The sequence below is a fragment of the Aulosira sp. FACHB-615 genome (assembly GCF_014698045.1).
Taxonomy (GTDB): Bacteria; Cyanobacteriota; Cyanobacteriia; order Cyanobacteriales; family Nostocaceae; genus Nostoc_B.
The window spans coordinates 254449-276463 of record NZ_JACJSE010000004.1; the positions used below are offsets into that span (position 1 = coordinate 254449).

The window sequence follows — 22015 nt, forward strand, 5'->3', positions numbered from 1 at the left end:
CTCACAAGTCCCCGATAGCCCGCTACAGGCGGGCTTTTCATTTTTAACAGGGTTTTATCTAGCTTTTATAAGGTTATCTTAGGTGTCTCTTAACATCAATCGCTTATAACTCCTGAGTAGCAGACAATTCATTCATAATTCAGGAGAACACTGTGAAATTTTCCAGACGTAAATTTTTTACCTTAGCCGGAACAGGAACAGCAGGTGCTGTTCTCTTATCACCATTACAAGCTTTTTACGCCCAGCGCACATTAGCAGCCGGGCCTTACGGTGCTTTACAACCAGATCCTTTAGGTGTCCTAGATTTACCTGCGGGATTTTCTTACAGAAGATTATCAGAAACAGGGCAAACAATGACTGACGGCAACAGAGTTCCCGGTGGTCATGACGGTATGGCTGCTTTTGCTGGAGCCAATGGTAATACAATTCTGATTCGCAACCATGAACTTTCTCCAACCTCTAGTAATGGTTTGAATGCACCCAATAACAGGAAATACAACACAAATGCTAGGGGCGGTTGCACGAAATTAGTGGTTAATTCTTCCCGTAACCTAGTGGAACATCGAGGAGTTCTGGCGGGAACCATTCGTAATTGTGCTGGTGGCCCTACCCCTTCAGGGTCTTGGTTAAGTTGTGAAGAAACCTTTGAAACTAATAACAGCAAAAGACATGGTTATGTGTTTGAAGTTCCCAGTAGCACCAATACTTTTGTTACCCCTGTTCCACTAACAGCTATGGGGCGTTTCAACCATGAGGCTGCTGCTGTAGATCCCAACACAGGCTATATTTACATGACAGAAGACCAGCCAAATGGGTTGTTTTATCGCTTCATTCCCAACCAACCCAACAACCTGAGTGCTGGCGGTACGCTTTACGCCTTAAGAATTATCGGCTCATCTGGAATCAACACCGCTACAAATTTCCCCAAAAATACTCCAAAGGCAGTAGATTGGGTAACAATCAATACTCCTGATCCTGCGACTGATACCGTCAGAACCGAAGGTTATAACAAAGGTGCGGCCAGGTTTTCCGGTGGGGAAGGCATTTTTTATGGTAATGGTTATGTCTACTTCACTTGTAAGAGTGGCGGTAGTACGGGAGATGGTCAAATTTGGCGTTATTCACCTACTAACAATACTGTTGAACTGTATATTGAACCTAACAATTCTGGCTTTTTAGATAATCCCGACAATATTATTGTTTTCCCCAACCGTGACATCTTCCTTTGTGAAGATGGAGATGGAACAGATCATATTTTGGGCATTACACCCAGTGGCAGTCTTTACAAGTTTGCCAGGAATGCTCTCAATACATCAGAGTTTGCTGGAGTTTGTTTCTCACCTGATGGGCAAACCATGTTTGTAAATATGCAGACCCCAGGAATTACCTTTGCGATTTGGGGTGCTTGGTAAAACTAGACCCGCCCAACATAAACCTGTGCAGTTGAAATAAATAATATTTCAACTACACAGGACTTACGCACCAAGATTGTCTATGAAGATTGGGTGTAAGGGGAAGTGGTATAAGGGTTTTAGATACATACACCCCTGTACCCCTACACCCTTGCCAATGCCATATCCACTGCTCCTACACGCAATGCCACACGCTTGTACTTACTGGCATCATAAGCAACACCAGCGTGCATAACTTGGGAGTTATCCCAAACAACCAAATCTCCAGGCTGCCAAACATGAGCATAAACGGGTGTACGTTCTAAAATCTGTTGAAAGAGTTCGTGCCAAAACTGTTTTGCCAAACTCAATTCATCTTCCATCCCTACAAGTATGGATGTATCTGAACCTAAATATAAGCCCTTATGCCCAGTGACTTTATGAGTGGACACAATCGGATGTTTTTTCATCGGCACATCTGCTCCTAGCTTAGAGGTTCCTGGTGGCAGATGATACATTGACATTTGCTCTAATTGTCGCTGATATTCAGGCGCAAAATTTTGATAAGCTTCTACCATATCAAGAAATTCTGTGGTGTGGGGTTGACCATCAATTCCTTGTGCTGGTATTTCCACGCTATACAACATCACCACATACAAAGAATTCATCTCTAGACCTGCTGTTCTGGGCAGATGGTCTTTGTCATGATGCCATTGCCAAGCAAATTTACCCAGAATTTCGGAAGAATTTGTTTTGGGATTTCCTAAAATACCAACACCAGGGCTTTGTAAATTTGGGTCAATCTCTGGGTCTAAAGGTTGAGGCAGATACTTAAAGCCTGATTCCCCAAAAGCGCGGTTAGCAAATTCCTGTAATTGTGACGCTGTTAAATGTTGATTTCTGAGGACAACTACACCATTAGCCCACAGAGATTGTTTAAATTCTTGTATTTGTTGGTTTGTGAGTTGCGTCAAATTGCAACCTTGTAAAACTTCTGTACCTAGTCTATGATGCTGCTGAACTGTCTGCGGCATTTTCCTAGCCCTTGTCACTTGATTTCAATCTATCTGTAAAAAAACACAAGAGAATGGATGTGTTAAAAAATATTTATTCGCTAGTTACAATTCTCAACAAATAGCATTCAGTATGTATCAGTACAAATTCTATACGCAGCCGTCGATAAATCAACCCTGCCAAATTTTTTGTTTGGCGGTCAACCAAACAGTTACCTACACCCTCTCTCTAACCCTTGATATTTCGTCTCACTGCGTCAGTCCTTGCAACATTACTTAACTATCCTACGTCACAAGATGAGAAATTCATCTCATAGGTTTTGAAATTCAACTAGCCCAGATTTGAATTTCCAACCAGTCTGGCAGTTGGTTGTATTCATAAATGAGTATCTGAAAGAATAATGAGAAATATCAGCAAGTACTTTAGTACGATTTCTTTAGTTGTGCTACTTCAAAGTTTTCCGGTAAATGTTCAGGCACAATCAACAGAAACGCCTTCTCAGACAAGCTCAGATTCCATTCAACAGGTAATTGCTGCCAAATGGATGACCAATTCACCAGATGGTAATTTTTATCCCGAAAGATTGGTAAGTCGGGCAGAATTAGCCTCAATTATGGTGAAAGTCTTTCGGCTAGATAAACGACAAGCTGTAAGTCAAGAAAATGTTGTGATTGCAGATGTCCCAGCTTCTAATCGCGCATTTAACGATATTCAGATAGTCTTAAAAACAGACATTATGAAAGGCTATCGGGGGAATTTGTTTTTTCCCAACCAAAGAGTTACCAGGGCAGAAGCTTTAGCGATATTTGCCCAAGCTTACGGTGTCTTTCAATTTGATGATGATTCGGTGAATGAGATTTTAGCCTCCCATCCTGATGCTAAATCAATTCCAGCATGGGCGCGAAGAGCGATCGCCACCGTCGTCTCCGAAGGATTTGTCAACACAGATAGCCAAGGCAATCTTTCCCCATTGCAACCCATGACTCGTGGAGATATGGCTTACGTGTTGAGTAAATACTTGCAACGACAACAAAAACTCCCAGACACACCAGAAGTTCCGACTGTGCCTGATAATACAGTTTCACCCTAGTAATCAAGGTAACTTACCCATATTCAGAGAACTCACACAAACAACAGGTATCAGGAATGTCAAACATTGACAGCCAAAGACTTTCATCGTTTAACACCATGCTGGATTAGAGTGTGTGATTACGTAAGTTCTCATTCTTAACGGGTTATGTAACAGAATTGCAATGCCTCATCATCATGGGGGCAACCCGACCGTGGGAAAATCAAAATACGAAAAGTAGAAATTAGAGAGGAAAACCCTATAATATGCATCTGAGCGAAATCACCCATCCTAATCAGTTGCACGGTTTATCTATCCGGCAACTGCAACAAATTGCTCGCCAAATTCGAGATAAACACCTGCAAACAGTAGCAGCAACAGGCGGTCATTTAGGGCCAGGTTTGGGTGTTGTAGAGTTAACTCTAGGGCTTTACCAAACATTAGATTTAGATCAGGATAAAGTTATTTGGGATGTCGGACACCAAGCTTATCCTCACAAATTGCTTACAGGACGTTATAGTAACTTCCATACCCTCAGACAAAAAAACGGAGTTGCAGGTTATCTCAAACGTTGCGAAAGCAAGTTTGATCATTTTGGTGCTGGTCACGCTTCTACAAGTATCTCCGCCGCCTTGGGTATGGCATTAGCTAGAGATTTAAAAGGCGAAAAGTTTAAAGCTGTTGCTGTTATTGGCGATGGTGCTTTAACAGGTGGGATGGCGTTAGAAGCCATTAACCATGCTGGACATCTACCGAAAACCAACTTGCTGGTAGTATTGAACGACAACGAGATGTCCATCTCTCCCAACGTCGGTGCAATTCCTCGCTACCTGAACAAAATGCGCCTGAGTCCGCCAGTCCAATTCATCAAAGATAACTTCGAGGAACAATTCAAGCAAATTCCTTTCGTGGGTGAATCTTTGTCTCCAGAGTTGGGACGCATCAAAGAAGGGATGAAGCGGTTAGCGGTTCCCAAAGTAGGGGCGGTGTTTGAAGAACTCGGCTTTACTTATATGGGGCCAGTGGATGGACACAATTTAGAAGAATTGATTGCAACTTTCCAACAGGCGCATCAAATACAAGGGCCAGTTTTAGTTCATGTAGTCACCACCAAAGGTAAAGGCTATGAAATAGCCGAACAAGACCAAGTAGGCTACCACGCCCAAAACCCCTTTAACTTGACAACCGGCAAAGCCATTCCTTCTAGCAAACCCAAACCCCCGGCTTATGCCAAAGTCTTTGCCCATACCTTAGTTAAACTAGCTGAACAAAACCCGAAAATTATCGGTATTACAGCCGCAATGGCTACAGGTACAGGTTTAGACAAACTCCAAGCTAAACTACCTAATCAATATATAGATGTGGGTATTGCTGAACAACATGCTGTTACTTTAGCAGCAGGTTTAGCATCTGAAGGTATGCGTCCGGTGGCGGCTATTTATTCCACCTTCTTACAAAGGGCTTACGACCAAATTATTCACGATGTTTGTATTCAAAACTTGCCTGTGTTCTTCTGTTTAGACAGGGCAGGTATTGTGGGTGCTGATGGCCCCACTCACCAGGGGATGTATGATATTGCTTATTTGCGCTGCATTCCAAACATCGTGTTGATGGCTCCCAAGGATGAAGCCGAATTACAACGGATGATTGTGACTGGCATTAATCATACCAGCAGTGCGATCGCTATGCGCTTCCCCCGTGGCAATGGTTACGGTGTCCCCTTAATGGAAGAAGGCTGGGAACCTTTGGAAATTGGTAAGGGTGAAATTCTCCGCAATGGTGATGATGTGTTAATCGTTGGCTACGGCACAATGGTTTACCCCAGTATGCAAGCGGCAGAAATTCTCAGCGAACATGGTATTGAAGCTACAGTCATTAATGCCCGCTTTGTCAAGCCATTAGATACAGAATTAATCTTACCCTTGGCTAAGAAAATTGGTCGCGTTGTCACCCTAGAAGAAGGTTGTGTCACGGGTGGCTTTGGTTCTGCTGTGGCTGAAGCTTTACTCGACGCTGATATTGTTGTCCCCATCAAGCGTATTGGTATCCCAGATGTCTTAGTTGAACACGCTACCCCCGAAGAATCGAAGGCAGAATTAGGTTTAACTAGTCGTCAAATTGCCGAAAGAGTCATGCAGGCTTACTTCCAAAAGCAAGTATCTGCTGTGGTTTAAATCTGCACAGGACTGACGCACCAAGGTTGTCTGTGAAGAATGGGTGTAAGGGTGTGGGGTGTGATGTTAAGTCCTAATTGCTAGTAAATTCTTCCCTACTCCCCACTCCCTACTCCCCATTCCTAAATACTGCGTAACGCGCTTTTCCTTGCTGCTTGGCATGATACATTGCTGCATCTGCATTTTGCAGTAAGTTTTCGGGTTTATCGCTACCACCTTGATTGAGAGTAATACCTATACTGGCTGTGGTCGAAAATAAGTTGCCATTGAGTGTTAAAGGTAAGCCTAAAGTGTCTTGAATACGTTTAGCGACGTTAATGGCATCGTTAATATCTTTAATATCTTCAAGCAGTACAGCAAACTTATCGCCGCTAAACCTGCCGACGGTATCACCACTGCGGAGGCACGATTCTAATCTACGAGCGATCGCTATTAATAAATCATCGCCCATCGTATGACCATAGCGATCGTTCATTTCCTCAAAGCCATCTAAATCTAAAAATAAAATTCCAAAACGATAATCTATCCGGCGTTTACTTCTTTCTACCGCTTGTTTTAATCGATCTAAAAATAAAGCTCGATTTGGTAATGCTGTCAGTCCATCATAAAACGCATTCTGAAGCAGTCGTGACTCCATTAGTTTGCGTTGGGTGACTTCTTGCAGCACTAATACTGCACCAGTAATATTATTACTACTATCCCGCATCGGTGCAGCATAATCGCCAACTAATATTTCTCTCCCATGTTTATTAATTAATACACAATTATCGGGTAAATATATAATCGTTCCTGTAATTATTGTTTGTGTAGCTAGATTTTCAATTGCTTCTTCTATATCTTTGTCAATCAGGTTAACAACTTCTGCTACATTTTTTCCCTGTGCTTCTTTTGGCTGCCAACCTGTCAGTGTTTCCGCCATTGAATTCATAAATTGAATGCAACCATCAGTATCCGTGACAACTACAGCATGTTGCATACTGTTAATAATTGCCAACATTGGTTGCTGTTGTTCCTGCATTTTCTCATTAATAAGGAAATTTTCATCCTCAGCAACTAGGATTTTATTTGCCAGCATATTCAGATTACCTATTTGCTAAGTTCCGACTTGAGGGAATTGTTAATTGAATCTGAAGGTGAATAATTCTATGATAATCAATATCTCGAATAATCCGATTTTATTTTTGAAATTCTTCAACGCCACTACGTGTATTTCAAAAAAATATCTCTACAGGATTTAAGTAGTCTGACAGAATTAATTACACAATGTCATTGCGAACGAAGTGAAGCAATCCCAACCCCTGCGATTGCTTCACTTCGTTCGCAATGACTGTAAATATTTTTGTCCGGCTACTTATCGAGTGCTAATTCTGATAAAGTTGGTATAAAAAATTTTATATACAGTGACAAGCCAACTCTTCTTGAATGCTCATCATCAAAGCGGTAAGGTTTATCGGTTTTACAAGATAACGACGTGCGCCTAAATCTATAGCTCGTTCTTGATCAGCTTTAAAAGCAAAAGCTGAAACTACAATCACAGGTATTTTAGATAAATATGGATGTTTTTGAATTTGTTCTAACAGCCAATAGCCATCAATATCAGGTAATTTTAAATCTAGTAACACTAAATCGGGCTGAAATGTGTTGACAGTAGAAAATAAAGCTGTACCATTTGACAGACTTTTGACATTAAATCCACAGTAACCGAGATAGTCACTCAGCAACATCCGGTTTACATGGTTATCTTCAATTAATAAGACTCTTTTTAATTGATTGAGATGCACTTGCTGATTAATGGTGAGTAAATTTACTGTCATTACAAAACAGAATTGAAGATATAGATTCCTGATTCTAAATTGAATAAAAATATGCTGTCAGAGGAATTTATTAAGTTACTAAAAATCTATTTATACTATTTCGCTATATCAGAAAATAGTCAATAAAAATTAATTTTTATCTTAGTATTTACTAAATAATATTATTATGATTTATTGAAATATTTTAACAAAAAATTAATATTTACTCAATAAATCTTTATATTTCTATCATAGAACTTGATTGTGAATTTATCTCCAGTCATGTACATCTACTTACATAAATGGCTTATTATAGTAATATATACAACAGTAATTCCACAGAGAAGATATAAAGATTTCATAAAAAAAAGGAGCATAATTGCTCCTTTAGTGATTATTTGGAATGGAAACCGGAGTCTCAACCGGAAACTTTCTTTAACTTGCGTTGTGTAGCAACGATTCCAGCTACACCCAAAATACCGAGTACTACAGAAGGTTCTGGTACAGCTGTTGGCTCTGGAGTTGGTACAGGTATACCTTGGATGGTTACTTCGTAGTTGCCATTATGAGATTTAGTCCCATCTTTAGAAATTAGACCAGAATCAGAGGCTTTATAACTGTAAAGGATTTCAGATGGCCCTCCGTTATAAGAAACCTTAACAAGTTCGCTGACTTGTATTTTGTTTTCTGGGTTTAGTCCTAAAAGAGTTGCTGCATTTAAGTGACCAGCTAAACCAATCTTAATTTCTCCAGTGGTGTCATTTTGGTTGACATAAGAAATATTGGGGTCACTGAAGCGTTGAAATCCACCTGCCAGTAAAAATGTGTTAAACAGGGTTTGGTTAGCAGTCACACCATAAGTAGATAAAGTAGTATTAAACCACTGAGTTGCCAAATTAGATGAATTGTACAACCCATTAATCGCGTTGTTTAACAGTGTATTTGTTGCTGCTCCTGTTACTGCCTGTACACTGCTTGCACCAAACCAATCAGTAGCCGTCAGGCTACTCAAAGAGATTTGTTTGCCATTAATTTCACCACTTAAAGTTGTAACTTGGTTGTAATTAAAGAAATTTCTCAGTGCTAAAACACGTTGTGTGGTATTTGTTGAGGTTGTGAAGAGGGGAGCTTTTTCACTACTAGCGAATAACTCAACATTACCAGTAGGGCTGCTGCTGTCACCAGTTAAAATAGTTGCTAAGTCAGCACCTGGAGCTTCCTCTGTGTTGGTGCCATTAACGTTGTATTTGATGTAATCGTTGCCAGTAATGGTGGCATTGGTTAAAACACCAGCTTGTGCTGGGTTAGAGGCGATCGCACTCACGCCAACAGCCATCGAGGCACCAATTACAAGTGTTTTCAAAGTTCTTTTCATTTACTGTCTCCGCCAGTTTTGTGGTAATTTTGTATACTTTTATGTGTCTCTGGAATTGGGTTAGCCTGACTACAGGCCTTGACTTTTAAAGAATGCGGCTGGTCTCAAATATCACCAGCTTTTAATCATCCCTAGTAGTTATGCACACCAATCTAGTTTAGGAAACGGGGAGACTGTATTGGGTAAAGCTGTTGTGGATTCTGAATAAAAAGATGACTAATCTTTTGCTATTGATTTCAGCAAATCTACTAAATTACTAATTTTTCTAGTGTCGTTAATATGACATTGATTGAAAAGGCAATAGGAAACGGACAACAGGCAACACTCCAGCAAGCTCAGTGCATCGCGGGGGAATAAGTATTGATAGGTAGAATTGCAATACTTTTCGGATAAGGAATTTACTTGTGAAGGTATCTTGGGTGCAGGGATGCAGGGGCGCAAGGGAGAATTAACAGTAACTTCTCCCCTGCCCCTCTGCTCCTCCGCACAACTGCTGCCTCAACGAAGAGATATCTTAACCGAAAGGTATTGGGTAGAATTGTGGCGCGTTCTTTACCCCTCTCCTTATTTCTCTGTTCAAAAGAATTTTTACCTAGCTTTTTTCTGCTGATGCTGTATTCCTAAGCAACCTGCGATCGCAATTAATCCCAGCAAGACTGAAGGTTCTGGGACTTTCCGGGGGCGTGGATTTGTACTACTGAGGTTTGCCCACCTGTTGCTATAGGCAGGGATGTAACTAGATACAGGTGCATCACTTCTAGGGGTGAGACTCAAACTGGGTGTGTAGTAATGATTTGGGCTGGTATGATTTTCATCCCCAGTTACTTCTGCTTGGGAAGTCGTCTGTTCTGGTTCTCGTAATGAAGTGTTGCTCAAACCCCAAACTGACTGCTGTCCCCAAACACCAATCACCAAGAAAGACGCAGCACACAGGCTAATTTTTACCACACTACTTGCCATGCACCTCTATTCACCACTTCTAGTCAACCGTCACCGATAGATTTTAATATCTCGGTGACATTTCCGTAATTTCTCTGTAGTGTATCTTAAATAAACCCAACGTTAGATATGGATTAATCAAATTCTGACAAATTTAACATCAAGACTTGATAAATCCACTGACCTCGGCATACTTAAAGAAACTTAGCAATTCGCTCCACGGCAGTTTCTAATAAAGCTGGTTCATGTACCAAGGCAAACCGCACATATCCTTCTCCAGATTTACCAAAACCAGCACCGGGAGAAGCGGCTACCCCGGTTTGTTTGACTAACTGAGTACAAAATTCCACAGAATTATTTTGCCAAGGTGCGGGTAACTTAGCCCAAATATACATCGTGGCTTCGGGACTGGGAACTTGCCAACCAATGCGATGTAAAGCATTCACAAAAGCATCACGGCGTTGGCGGAAGGTGGCGACTGTATTTTTGACTCCGGCTTGTGGCCCGGTTAGGGCTGCGATCGCTCCATTCAAAATTCCTCTATATTGATTAAAATCAACTGCGGCTTTGATGTGACGTAAAGCTTTGATTAATTCAGCATTGCCAATGGCATAGCCAATGCGGAAGCCGCCCATATTGTAAGACTTAGAAAGGGTGAAAAATTCAATCGAGACGCTTTTTTCTGGGTCAGCTTGCAGAATTGATGGTACTAAAGATGGGGACTCTATTCCCTGAATTTCCGCAAATACCAAATCTACATAGGGAAAATCGTGAACTAACACAATATTGTGTTGCTGACAAAAAGCCACAGCTTCTTGGAAAAAAGCCAAAGGGGCGATCGCAGCTGTGGGATTATGGGGATAGCTCAACACCATCATCTTCGACTGCGCCACAACCGCCGCCGGAATATCTGCTAATACTGGTAAAAATCCATTTTCTGCCAGTAAGGGCATAGGATAAATTTGTCCACTGGCTAAATACACTCCGCCTGCGTGGGAGGGATAACCAGGGTCGAGCAATAAGGCAAAATCCCCAGGATTTAATAAAGCTAGAGGTAAATGAGCCGTACCTTCTTGAGAACCAATTAAAGGTAATACTTCGGTTTCGGGATCAACCTTGATGCCAAATTTCTGCTCATACCAGTCAGCCGCAGCTCGTCGAAAGGCTTGCGTACCGTTAAATAACAAATAACCGTGGGTGCTTTGATCATACAAAGATTGGGCGATCGCTTCTAGAACGTGCGCCTCTGTCGGCAAATCCGAAGAACCCAGGGATAAATCAATTAACTGCTGCCCAACAGACAAAGCCGCCGCTTTAGCTTTGTCCATCTCCGCAAACACGTTAAATTGTAGAGGTTGTAAACGTTGTGAAAATTGTATGTTAGTCATTTGTCCTTTGTCCTTTGTCCTTTGTCATTAGTCATTTGCTAATGACCAATGACCAATGACTAATGACTAATTGTTATTTAAATGGGTATCTAGCAGACTCAATAATTTGTCTTTACTAATAACTCCCTCAGTGGATTCTAATAATTTTTCCCCTTGGATGAGCCTTAAGGCTGGTACACCTTCTACCCCATACTGTTTGACAGAAATGGGGTTGGGGTCAATTTCCATTTTGACAATTTTTAGGCGATCGCTATATTGGTTGGCCGCTAAATTAATCAGTGGTGACATTAACTGACATGGGCCGCACCAAGAAGCCCAAAAGTAAACTAATACAGGCTGCTCAGATTTCAACACTTCGGTTTCAAACTCAGCATCAGTGATGGTGATTACACCCTTACTCATGGCAGTCTCCATTAGTGGTCATTAATACTTGGCACAAAAAATACTTTATCCCAAACTTGTCAATAGTCCATAGTCGATAATTCATGGACTGTTGACTACTGACGCAAAATCCCACAGCCAACAGGTGTGGGACTAGCTCAAATCAGTAAGCTAAACACATCTAAATTAAATTATTACTCCTAAAGGTCGCTCTTGGTCATCTGCGTTGACAAATGACTAATGCAAGTCTCAACCCCAGAATATGCAGTTCGAGTGTCTAAGAGCTTATCCAATCGGATTTTACTAGGACTTACGCATCAAAGCAAAAAATCAAGGGTTTTGGCGAGGGTGTAGGGGTTCAGGTGTGTACTTATTCAAAACCCTTTCACCCTTTCACCCAATCTCCACAGACCATCTTTGTGCATAAGTCCTATTTACATTTGATCTAGTTGCTTGCGTAGAGATTCCAACTCAGCGTCAACAACTTCATTGGTTTGGGGAGGGGTAGTTTGGGAAGGAGTTGTTTGCTGTGGTGGTAGTTGGGGTTGATTTGGGGGGCTGGCGGGTGCTAGTGAAGCTTTTAAAGCTGCCAATTCATCATCAACATCACTTCCTGCTTCTAAACGGGCAAACTGACTTTCTAAATCAGCACCAGCTAATTCTGCGGCGGATTGGGCGCGAGCTTCTTGCATCAGGACTTTTTCTTCCATCCGCTCAAAAGCTGCCATTGCACTGCTGCTGTTCATCCCACGTACCATACCTTCGAGTTGCTCTTGGGCTTTAGCGGTAGTAATCCGCGCTTTGAGCATTTCTTTTTTGGTTTTGGCTTCGGAGATTTTGCTTTCTAGCTGAATTAAATTACGTTTAAGAGTTTCAACTTGGGCGACTTGCTGATCTAAACTGGCTTTGAGGGCTGTAACAGTATCGTTAAAAGTTTTTTTCCGTTCTAGGGCTTGACGTGCCAAGTTTTCATCGCCTTTTTGCAGTGCTAATTGGGCGTTGCGCTGCCATTTATTAACTTCGTTGAGATTGTCGTTGTACTGTTTTTCAGTCCGTTTTTGAGCAGCGATCGCTTGAGCAACACCTTGTTTCAACTGTACCAAGTCTTCCTGCATTTCCAGAACTGCTTGCTCTAGCATTTTTTCTGGATCTTCAGCTTTATTTACCAAGTCATTGATATTGGCACTGACGACTCGTTTAATCCGATCAAATAATCCCATAATTACTTTTCCTTTGGCAGTTTCGGTACTTGGATGAACAGTTAAGGTTTTTACTATGTAATAGTTTCTTATTTAAATGTAATCTTTCTGGTTTGGTTCGGTACCCCCCGATACCCCATAATTGCTAAGATATACCCTATTCATAGCAATTGACCAGTTTTTAAGACTCTGGAGTTTGGGGCAATTGCCGTAGTGGTGTATTGTCTGATTCATGGAGTACTTGTTGTTTCATACTGGCCAATTCCGCATCAATACTGTTACCAGATTCTAGGGAAGTAAATTGTTTTTGTAAGTCATCGCTATCTAGTTGCGAGATGGCATCTGATTGCGCTTCTATTTGCAATACTTTTTCTTCCATCCGCTCAAAAGCATTCAAACTACTAGTCGCGGAAACACCACTCAGCATTTCTTGGAGTTTATAAGATGCTTCCGCCGAACGGGCGCGGGCGATATACATATCTTTTTTAGTTTTGGCTTCCGAGATTTTAGCCTCTAGCGATCGCATATCTGTTTTCAGACGGTTGACAATTTCTGTTTGTTGCCCAATTTGATTCGACAAAGATGTGGCAGTTTCTTGGTAAGCACGACGTTTTGTCAAAGCTTCTCTGGCTAGAATTTCATTGCCTTGTTCTATGGCGAGTTGAGCGTTACGATACCATTTTTCTGCCGCCGCTTGGGCTGCTATGGCTTGGCGTTCTGTACGTTTTTGGGTAGCAATTGCCTGCGCTACACCTTGTCGTAATCGCACTAAATTGTCTTGCATTTCGGCGACGGCTTGTTCCAAAAGTTTTTCTGGATCTTCTGCACTGCCTATCAGACTATTTAAGTTAGCCCGAATCACCCGCAGGATACGCTTGATTAATTCCATTTCAGCTCTCCATTCACTTTTTGCCAGTCAACAGGCAGAGCATATTCTTGATATTTTCCCCATCCTATCTTAGATGTAGATCACTTAGTTTCACTGCACCCGTGCTTTAATTCCTTTAGCTTGTAGTTCTTGTAATCGTTGTGCAACCTGTTCTTTGGTTTTTAAAGCAGCAAGATGAATCAGTTTATTGTCACCCGATAAATAAGCATCAGGAACTATTTGCTTGGCAGTCGCAAAACTGCGATCGCCTTCATTATCCATAACAATGTGATAAAACCCATCTGCTGCGGGTTTGATTTCGCTATTTACCTGGGGTGTAGTGACGAGAGGCTGTGTTGTGGGGATGGGTGATACATTCAATGGCTGTACTGGCTGCACCTCTGGTAAAGGATTAACTGCTGGTGGGGCAATTACCACAGGTGGATTTACAGGTGCGGCCGCATTTGGGGGAGTTTTTGGTTGTAAACCAACAATATCGTTAGGATCTTTCAGTTCGGGAAATTCTTTTGCCGCTAAGTTGGGATATTTGGGTATGGGAGTGAGTTCGGTTTGTTCTGGGGGCTGAGATTGGCTGGCGGCTGACTGAGTCTGGGTTGGATTGGTATTAGTTGCAGAATTTCTGTTAAATATTTTATCGAAACTCAACTGCGGCAAGCTTTTGGGATTAAAAACTACATAGCCCAATGTCAGACTAGCCATCAACAATAGCAACATAGAGCCGATACCCAAAGGCGATAGCAAACTATCTTGAGAATTACTGGGTGGCTTGGTTGGTTGTGGTTGTTCATCATTGAGACTCCGCAACAAGGCCTCACTGGATTCTAAGTAATCATCTGGCTGAGTCGGAGTTTCTTTCGTTGACATCAAATTTTCACTTTCAGCCGCCTTGACAGTTGCAGGCACGATACTGCTAGTTGACTTGGGTGATGGTAGGGGAATTTGAGTTTGCTGGGAATCGGTAAAAGATGTTGGCTGGGGTGGAGTTGTTATTTCAGTCTTGGCTACTGTGACCGGTTTTTCGATAGACACTTCCGTCACAGGTGCAGGCGGTATACTGGGTTTAACTTCTGTGACAGGTAGCTGAGTTTTGCCAGTTAATGCCGTGATTGCTGTTGTATTTTGGAGTTGAGTGTTAACGTTACTACCTGTTTGGGCTTGATAAGCTGTCTTGGCTGCTATACGTGAACGACGGTATCTAGCCAACTCTTGGTCTAGCTGCACTTCTAAACTGGCCAGGGCTGCGGCTAGTGCTGGCTTCAACTCAGGTGTTTTAGATAATTGAATACCGGAATCTATCGGCGAGTTTTGACTCATTACCTGTCTGCCTCAAACCTAGACTGTTAGTTTAACTTTAGATAATTTGTGCTAATGGTAGCGAAAAATTTCTCATCACTATAGACTTTCTTGAACTATCTTGAATTTCAGCACTTGGAAGTAAAGATGTCTTTGAAATCAGTCAATGATATTTTAGGCTGTTTAGAACAGCAAGCCAGATGGCAAGAACAGCCATTTCAAAAAGTGCTGCATTTTTGGGCAGAGGTGGTAGGTGCAGTAGCCGCTAAACATACCCAACCAATCATGATTCAGCGAGATGTTTTGCGTGTGGCAACTTCCAGTGCGGCTTGGGCGCAAAATCTCGCTTTCAAACGCCAAATTATTCTTTTAAATTTAAATCCAAAGTTACCTGCGCCGTTGGTTGATATTCGCTTCTCTACGGCTGGCTGGCAAAATTCATCAGCCAAACCCCAACTAACCACAAATTTACCCCAAGAACATCCTAGTTATCTGGGAAAGGCGGGTGCTGTTCAAATTGATGCTGCGCCTTTACAGGAAACTCCTCAAACAGCTTTTGGGGAATGGGCGAAAAAAATGCAAATGCGATCGCATAATTTACCTTTGTGTCCCCAATGTCATTCTCCCACACCTCCAGGCGAACTCCATCGCTGGCAAGTTTGCGCTATTTGTGCATCTAAGCAGTTTTAAAACCTGCCTCACTCCTGAATATGTCAGGACTTACGCACAAAGATTATCTGTGGAGATTGGGTGTAAGGGTGAAAGGGTTTGGGGTGTAAGGATTTTGAATCAGTACACACGCCACTTGGCTCAAATATGAGTCCTATATGTAAACAATATTTAATAAAATTGATATTTTTACAAAAAAAATCGCAAAGCTTTTGTAAATTTCATATTCTCTATAGGTTTCCTGGAAAATACTTAAGAAATCTAGAGTTAATTTTTGGCGCTTCCATAAACAGTTAGAAATTATTAACTGGAGTTATGCCTTGAGATTCCTCCCCAAAAATCAAGTTTGGGCTGACATAGCAATCCTCAATGATTTATAAACATCTCTCTTCCTTGTCTACCTTGTCTCCCTTATCTGTGTTGCTCAAATATCAAATAGGAATGCCATAACATCGCATACCATTTTGGATTGGAAATAGCAGCCTACATTTATAGGAATCATATTTGATTTATGAAAAAAATCAGTACACCCAGATCAGCCGTCTTTCCTACTCCCTACTCCCCATTCCCTACTCCCTGCTTACACAACTAGATTCAGAAATCAAACCGTATTCCTATAGCTAGGAGTTTAACTAAAATTTTTACCAGGATTTTAGGTAACGTCCATACTCAAACTTTCCCTGGTTATCTCCGTTCTGAGTACTGATTGACACATCACAATTTTTATTTTTAACGCAACTCAGGACTGAATTGAGTAAACATTATTTCTCAGTCTAGCAATTTTCCCTGATGCCATCTCAGTAAGAACTATGTAAGTTTCAACTCAAATAGCTACATTAAATACACAATTTTATCGTTAACTAGCTATATAAGGTGTCAAAAAAAATTAAAGTTAAACCCAGCTTAAATCTAAACTTTTAGTTTTAGCCTTGATCCCTAGCTTGTTTGAGCTAAAAACTAGTAGGTAAATACTTTACCAATCATTTACAAATATAACAAGATTCTAAAAACATCCTGAAGTTTATTTTTCTGTTGGGATCGCTAGAACCTAGAGTAAATAATCATTTGTTGGCAATATTACGTATTTATATCTAGGAGCAAAATATAAACATATCAACCAGCCCTGAACAGCACGAAAGATGAACTCAAATGAAACCGATAAAATTTTTGACATCTGCCTGTAGATATTGTCGTCATTACAAACCAGAAGGTCGCCGTGGCGGAACTTGTCAACAGTTGGGAGCGCATGTGCAAGCCAGTTGGAAAGCTTGCGCCTTAGCGATCCCACCTTTTGCTCCTTCTTGGGAAACTTTAGAAGACTCTTGGAGTTTGCCAGATGGAACACCTGTTTTAGATGGTGTTCATTCTCTAGTTTCTGTGGCAGACAATATAACAGTTGTGCCTATAGAAGAAATAGCTAATTTAATTCCTGAAGAGACTGAGGCTAAAACAGTAAGTGCTAATTTAGCAACTATTTCTTATTAAACTCAGTTTATAGACATTAAAAAAATATTTCTCTTAAAAATTGCTAGTGCTGTAAACTTTGACATTTGGAAAAATCGCACCTGATACCAATTGTGGTATAGCTGGAGGTGCGATTTTTGCCATTTTTAAGGTAGCCAAGGGAAAGAGCGAAAATTAGGCGATCGCTTTTCTAAAAATGCTTGCTTACCTTCTGCACCTTCTTCAGTCATGTAATAAAGTAAAGTTGCATTCCCCGCCAGTTCTTGTAAACCTGCTTGTCCATCACAATCGGCGTTAAATGCAGCTTTCAGACAGCGAATGGCAATGGGGCTTTTTTGTAAAATTTCTTGCGCCCATTGAACACCTTCATTTTCTAATTCTTCTACAGGCACAATACAGTTAATTAAACCCATATCCAGGGCTTGTTGAGCATCATATTGCCGACAGAGAAACCAAATTTCTCGTGCTTTTTTCTGCCCAACACTGCGGGCGAGATAACTAGCCCCAAAACCACCATCAAAACTGCCGACTTTGGGGCCAGTTTGACCAAAAATAGCATTATCAGCTGCAATGGTGAGGTCGCAAATCAAATGTAAAACATGCCCACCACCGATCGCATATCCCGCGACTAAAGCAATTACCACTTTTGGCATCGAACGGATCAATCGCTGTAAATCCAGCACATTCAAGCGAGGAATTCCCGCATCATCAACATAACCCGCTTGTCCTCGCACACTTTGATCACCACCAGCACAAAAAGCGTACTTGCCATCAGTGTGAGGGCCAGCCCCAGTAAATAGAACTACCCCAATACTTGTATCTTCACGGGCATCACAAAAGGCATCGTAGAGTTCAAAGACTGTCTTTGGGCGGAAAGCATTGCGTTTATGGGGACGGTTGATGGTGATTTTTGCAATACCATCGGTTTTGTGATACAGGATATCTTCGTAGGTTTTGACAGATTGCCAGTTAACTTGCATGAGAATGAATTGCGCTATCGTGCTTGAGAATTTTATCGCGGACTGAGAAGCGATCGCTAAATTACTTTCAAATCAAAAGATGTACTAAGTAAGTGGACACAATTATTTAGAAGACGCATTTCGACTGCGCTCAATGCTCGATCAGCTGGCTAGAAGAGGGTTGAGTTTCGACTTCGCTCAACTCCCGCGAAGCGATGTACTTAGCCTGTCGAAGTTTGGATACTGAGCGCAGTCGAAGTTTGGATACTGAGCGCAGTCGAAGTATCCAAACCCGGTCATCTCAAATTAGGTTTAATTTAGTCCTTCTACTTATCACTGTGTAGGTAAAGGGGCAAGGGTGAAAAAGAGGCTAGTACAACAAGGCAAAAGTCAAAAGGAAAAAGAAAGAATATTGATAATACCAGCGTTTTAGCAATTTCTTCTGGTCTGTTTATTTACGCCGACCTGTATTAGTTTAACTATCGATTTTTTGAGACTGTGCGCGAAACAAAAAACATCTCACTAATCAGCAACGCCCAAATTTTCCTAGATTTTCCTGTCGCCATTTAGCATCAGCTTTCCGATTTGTCTGCACCTCTAAAACTCTGATTCCTTGAGTTGGTAACGAATTTAGTTTTCCCTGTAACTCTTCCCAAGAAGTAATTAATTCGTGCTGTACACTGTATGTAGCACACAATTGAGCAAAATTAATATCTTGGGGTGTGCCGAAAAATTCTTCAAAAGGTGGGTCGAATTTGGCGATAGGTAACATTTCAAAAATACCGCCGCCGTTGTTATTAATTAAAATAATTGTGAGATGACCGACAAATTTATTGCGGATTAAAAAACCATTGGTGTCATGTAATAATGCTAAATCTCCTGTCAACATCACACTGCTTTGTTGACGATGGGCAATTCCTAACGCAGTGGATAATGTGCCATCAATCCCATTCGCACCACGGTTAAAATATGTCCGTACTCTTAAATTATTCGGTCGCCAAAAATACTCTACATCTCGCACAGGCATACTATTGGCAATAAAAAACGGTGTTACTGGGGGTAATGTTTGAGACAACAACCAAGCTGCTTTCCCTTCAAATAAATTCTCCATTGTCGTCATCGTCTGGTCAACGGCAGTCCTGACTTTTGCTTCTGCAATACACCAATTTTGCAGATATTCCGATGGCGAATTTTGATTGTCACTTCCCCTGATATCTAAAGTTTCGACACTGATTCGTAAATGTGTGGTTTTGCCGTGGAGGGGGTCAAGATTTTGGTCACTGGGGTCAATTATCCAGCGTTGGGCTTGTGTCGTATTCAACCAAGTCCGTAGTTCTTTACTGGTAGGCATATCTCCTACCTGAATGACCATTTTGGGTGCTAACTGCTTTGCCAATTGCTGATTACGTAAAATCAGGTCGTAGGTGGAAATTAAATAGGGGTTGAGGTCGGCGTAATTTCTCAGTGGTGAGAGTCCCTCAGCCAGAACAGGCCATTGCAGCGTTTGGGAAAGTTTAGCGATCGCTCTACAATAATTTTCAGGATTTTGTGGTTGGGCAACTCCGGCAATAATTACACCGCGATCGCAATTTTGCCATGCTGGGGGAGTAGGCAGTGTGGTATGGGGAGTAGAAATATTATTGGTAACGGCTGAGAAGAATTCTTCTGGGTCAAACTGAAAGTCAGTACCATCGGGAACTGGCGCAAGGGGGTCACGGAAGGGAATATTTAAATGTACTACCCCTGGCGTTGATATTTGCATTCTCTCCCAGGCATACATTACCATTTGCCGCAAATAAGCCAGCATTTCTGTATTTGCCGAAGGTAAGGCTAACTCAGTTTGCCAGTTGGGATAACTACCATATAATTTCACTTGGTCGATGGTTTGACCAGAATGACAATCTCGCAGTTCTGGTGGTCTATCAGTTGTTAATACTAAAAGTGGTACGCGGCTTTCTTTAGCTTCTATGACGGCTGGATAAAAGTTTGCCCCTGCTGTACCCGAAGTACAAACCAGTGCTACAGGTTTTCCGGTGGCTTTAGCTACTCCCAAGGCAAAAAAAGCCGCAGAACGTTCATCGAGAATAGATATAGCTTCAATATCTGGTACTTGTTGAGCAAAGGCAACTGTTAAAGGTGTAGAACGAGAACCAGGACAAATTACAGCACAAGTTAAACCCAGTCGCTTTAATGTCTCCGTTAAGACAAAAGCCCAAATTTGATTAACATTCTTATAGGCGACCAGCATCAAATCCAAGGTAGCTATCAGACAATATTCAATTTTAAAGGGAACAGGGGACGAGAGTGTGATGCCAAGTTGCAATCTAAAGATACTAGGGAGTAGGGAGTAGGGAGTGGGGAGTAGGAATAGTATGAGGTGTTCAAAACCCTTAAACCCTACACCTTTTCACCTTTACACCCAATCCCCACAAACAATTTTGGTGTCAACAGCCGCAATCTCGTAAAAGCGTTACTCACTCGCTGTTTCTACAGGCGTGGTAGATTCTGGGATGGGATTCGTGGATGAACCAAAGGCAACCCGTAAAAAAGGTGGAGCCAGAAAAGTTGTCAAAATTACCATGATAATAATTGACACTTCCAGGGGCTTATCCAAAATGCCACTAGCTGAACCAATGCCGGCAAATACTAGACCCACCTCACCTCGTGGAATCATCCCAACCCCGATCGCTACTCGATTGATGCCTGGTTGTCCAAACACTGCCCATCCTGTGATCAGCTTGCCAATAATCGCCACTCCTACCAAAAAGACAGCAATCAATAGTCCTGCACGATTCTCCGGTACTGCTGGGTTCAAAACACCGAGGTCGGCACGCGCTCCCACTGTCACAAAGAAGACGGGTACCAGCAAATCAGAGATCGGTTTGATTAATTCATCTAACTCATTCCGGGCATCGGTTTCATCAAGTACCAAACCTGCTGCAAAAGCACCCAAAATCGCTTCGAGGTGAATGGCATTGCCTAAAAATGCCATAAAGAAAGCGAAGATAAATGCTGGAATGACGATATTTCCACGGGTTTTGAGCTGCTCTACGATCGCCACAAAACTTTTGTTAAAGACACCCCCCAACAAAATTGATCCAATCAAGAATGCCGTAGCGCCGACAATCAAGTAAATGACATTGGCAACATCAATTTCACCGGTTTTGGCTAAACTAGCGACTACAGCCAAGACAATAATGCCGAGGACATCATCAATCACCGCCGCGCCAACAATGATTTGCCCTTCTTTTGATTTGAGTTGACCCAACTCTGACAACACTTTAGAAGTAATGCCGATACTCGTTGCCGTTAACGCGGCCCCTGCAAAAATCGCGGGAATGGCTGCGACATGAAAGAGCAGCATTAAACCTGCCGTACCTGCCGCAAAAGGTGCCGCGACCCCAACACAGGCGACAACTGTGGCTTGAATTCCCACTTCCTTCAGTTGCCGCAGATCGGATTCCAGTCCAATTTCAAACAGCAGAATAATCACGCCGATTTCAGCTAGAACCGAAATCACTTCACTTTGCGACTCAAAGATTCGGGTCAGGGCATCCGGTGCCAATTGATTCAATTTTTGCAGCGCCGTCATAACCACCGAGTCAGAGGCAGACAGCCCCCCTTCAGGAAAGATCACTAGGTGCAATGCCGAAACGCCAACAATCACACCGGCGACCAGTTCCCCCAGAACTGGTGGAAAATCCAAGCGTCTAGCGACCTCTGCGCCGAACTTGCTGGCCAGATAAATCACCACCAGTGTCAGCAATACGCCAGACAGAATAATCGGTGAATCCTCAGCAACAACGGTCGCCAGGAATGGTATCGGAGCCAAGAGAGCGGTCATCCCCCCACTGAAAGGAGGCAGAATGTTGGACAAGATCATGAGTTTAAAGGAATGAAGGTTAAGGGTTTGAGGAAATTATAAAACTGCGGGGGAAATGACTTCTGCACCAGGGTAAACGTCCTGCGGACAGGAAACACGGCCACTCAAAAGCCGAGGTCATGACCTCGGCCTTTG

17 protein-coding genes and 1 pseudogene are annotated in these 22015 nt (G+C 42.1%); 5 read left to right on the plus strand and 13 right to left on the minus strand.

The features are described from left to right. Nucleotides 1-152: 152 nt before the first annotated feature. Nucleotides 153-1412, plus strand: coding sequence for an alkaline phosphatase PhoX (locus tag H6G77_RS08320; protein ID WP_190871313.1), 1260 nt, complete (start codon nt 153-155; stop codon nt 1410-1412). Between the two features lie 143 nt (nt 1413-1555). Here H6G77_RS08320 and H6G77_RS08325 read toward each other — a convergent pair whose 3' ends face one another. After that, nucleotides 1556-2425 (minus strand): TauD/TfdA family dioxygenase, encoded by an 870-nt coding sequence (locus H6G77_RS08325; protein ID WP_190871314.1) that lies wholly within the window; start codon nt 2423-2425, stop codon nt 1556-1558. Nucleotides 2426-2805: 380 nt separating this feature from the next. Between H6G77_RS08325 and H6G77_RS08330 the strand changes: the two genes are divergently transcribed. Then, on the plus strand, nt 2806-3495 hold the full coding sequence (locus tag H6G77_RS08330) for an S-layer homology domain-containing protein (protein ID WP_190590373.1): 690 nt from the start codon (nt 2806-2808) through the stop codon (nt 3493-3495). A gap of 245 nt (nt 3496-3740) precedes the next feature. After that, on the plus strand, nt 3741-5648 hold the full coding sequence (gene dxs / locus H6G77_RS08335; protein ID WP_190590374.1) for a 1-deoxy-D-xylulose-5-phosphate synthase: 1908 nt from the start codon (nt 3741-3743) through the stop codon (nt 5646-5648). 109 nt (nt 5649-5757) lie between these two features. On the opposite strand, the pseudogene H6G77_RS08340 reads toward dxs, so the two are convergent. From H6G77_RS08340 to H6G77_RS08380, 9 genes and pseudogenes are all read right to left on the minus strand, one after another. Beyond that, nucleotides 5758-6678, minus strand: a pseudogene (locus H6G77_RS08340) (diguanylate cyclase domain-containing protein); the annotation flags it as partial. Nucleotides 6679-7039: 361 nt separating this feature from the next. Continuing rightward, nucleotides 7040-7462: a response regulator gene (locus tag H6G77_RS08345; protein WP_190669174.1), complete on the minus strand. Its 423-nt coding sequence runs from the start codon at nt 7460-7462 to the stop codon at nt 7040-7042. A gap of 397 nt (nt 7463-7859) precedes the next feature. After that, entirely contained in the window at nt 7860-8816 is a 957-nt protein-coding gene (locus tag H6G77_RS08350; RefSeq protein WP_190590377.1) for an NF038130 family PEP-CTERM protein, read from the minus strand. Between the two features lie 588 nt (nt 8817-9404). Then, nucleotides 9405-9776 carry a PEP-CTERM sorting domain-containing protein gene (locus H6G77_RS08355; protein ID WP_190871315.1) on the minus strand — a complete coding sequence of 124 codons (372 nt, stop codon included), beginning with the start codon at nt 9774-9776 and terminating at the stop codon, nt 9405-9407. A 173-nt stretch (nt 9777-9949) separates the two neighbouring features. Then, nucleotides 9950-11143 (minus strand): LL-diaminopimelate aminotransferase, encoded by a 1194-nt coding sequence (locus H6G77_RS08360; protein ID WP_190871316.1) that lies wholly within the window; start codon nt 11141-11143, stop codon nt 9950-9952. 66 nt (nt 11144-11209) lie between these two features. Next, nucleotides 11210-11545, minus strand: a complete 336-nt coding sequence (locus H6G77_RS08365; protein WP_190669181.1) for a co-chaperone YbbN — start codon at nt 11543-11545, stop codon at nt 11210-11212. A 413-nt stretch (nt 11546-11958) separates the two neighbouring features. After that, nucleotides 11959-12744: a PspA/IM30 family protein gene (locus H6G77_RS08370; RefSeq protein ID WP_190590381.1), complete on the minus strand. Its 786-nt coding sequence runs from the start codon at nt 12742-12744 to the stop codon at nt 11959-11961. A 160-nt stretch (nt 12745-12904) separates the two neighbouring features. Further along, a complete protein-coding gene (locus H6G77_RS08375) occupies nt 12905-13612 on the minus strand; it encodes a PspA/IM30 family protein (RefSeq protein ID WP_190871317.1) in 708 nt (235 codons plus the stop codon). Nucleotides 13613-13702: 90 nt separating this feature from the next. After that, nucleotides 13703-14926: a hypothetical protein gene (locus tag H6G77_RS08380; RefSeq protein ID WP_190871318.1), complete on the minus strand. Its 1224-nt coding sequence runs from the start codon at nt 14924-14926 to the stop codon at nt 13703-13705. Nucleotides 14927-15052: 126 nt separating this feature from the next. On the opposite strand from H6G77_RS08380, the gene H6G77_RS08385 reads away from it, so the two are divergent. Together H6G77_RS08385 and H6G77_RS08390 are read left to right on the plus strand one after the other, a co-directional pair. Then, nucleotides 15053-15595 (plus strand): DUF721 domain-containing protein, encoded by a 543-nt coding sequence (locus H6G77_RS08385; RefSeq protein ID WP_190871319.1) that lies wholly within the window; start codon nt 15053-15055, stop codon nt 15593-15595. 1128 nt (nt 15596-16723) lie between these two features. Then, entirely contained in the window at nt 16724-17059 is a 336-nt protein-coding gene (locus H6G77_RS08390) for a hypothetical protein (protein ID WP_190590385.1), read from the plus strand. 125 nt (nt 17060-17184) lie between these two features. Here the strand turns inward: H6G77_RS08390 and menB are convergent, their stop codons facing one another. From menB to H6G77_RS08405, 3 genes are all read right to left on the minus strand, one after another. Next, nucleotides 17185-18018 (minus strand): 1,4-dihydroxy-2-naphthoyl-CoA synthase, encoded by an 834-nt coding sequence (menB, locus tag H6G77_RS08395; RefSeq protein WP_190590386.1) that lies wholly within the window; start codon nt 18016-18018, stop codon nt 17185-17187. Nucleotides 18019-18523: 505 nt separating this feature from the next. Continuing rightward, complete coding sequence (gene menD / locus H6G77_RS08400; RefSeq protein WP_190871320.1) at nt 18524-20245, minus strand: 2-succinyl-5-enolpyruvyl-6-hydroxy-3-cyclohexene-1-carboxylic-acid synthase; 1722 nt, start codon at nt 20243-20245, stop codon at nt 18524-18526. 222 nt (nt 20246-20467) lie between these two features. Beyond that, nucleotides 20468-21880, minus strand: coding sequence for a cation:proton antiporter (locus H6G77_RS08405; RefSeq protein WP_190590388.1), 1413 nt, complete (start codon nt 21878-21880; stop codon nt 20468-20470). Nucleotides 21881-22015: the final 135 nt, after the last annotated feature.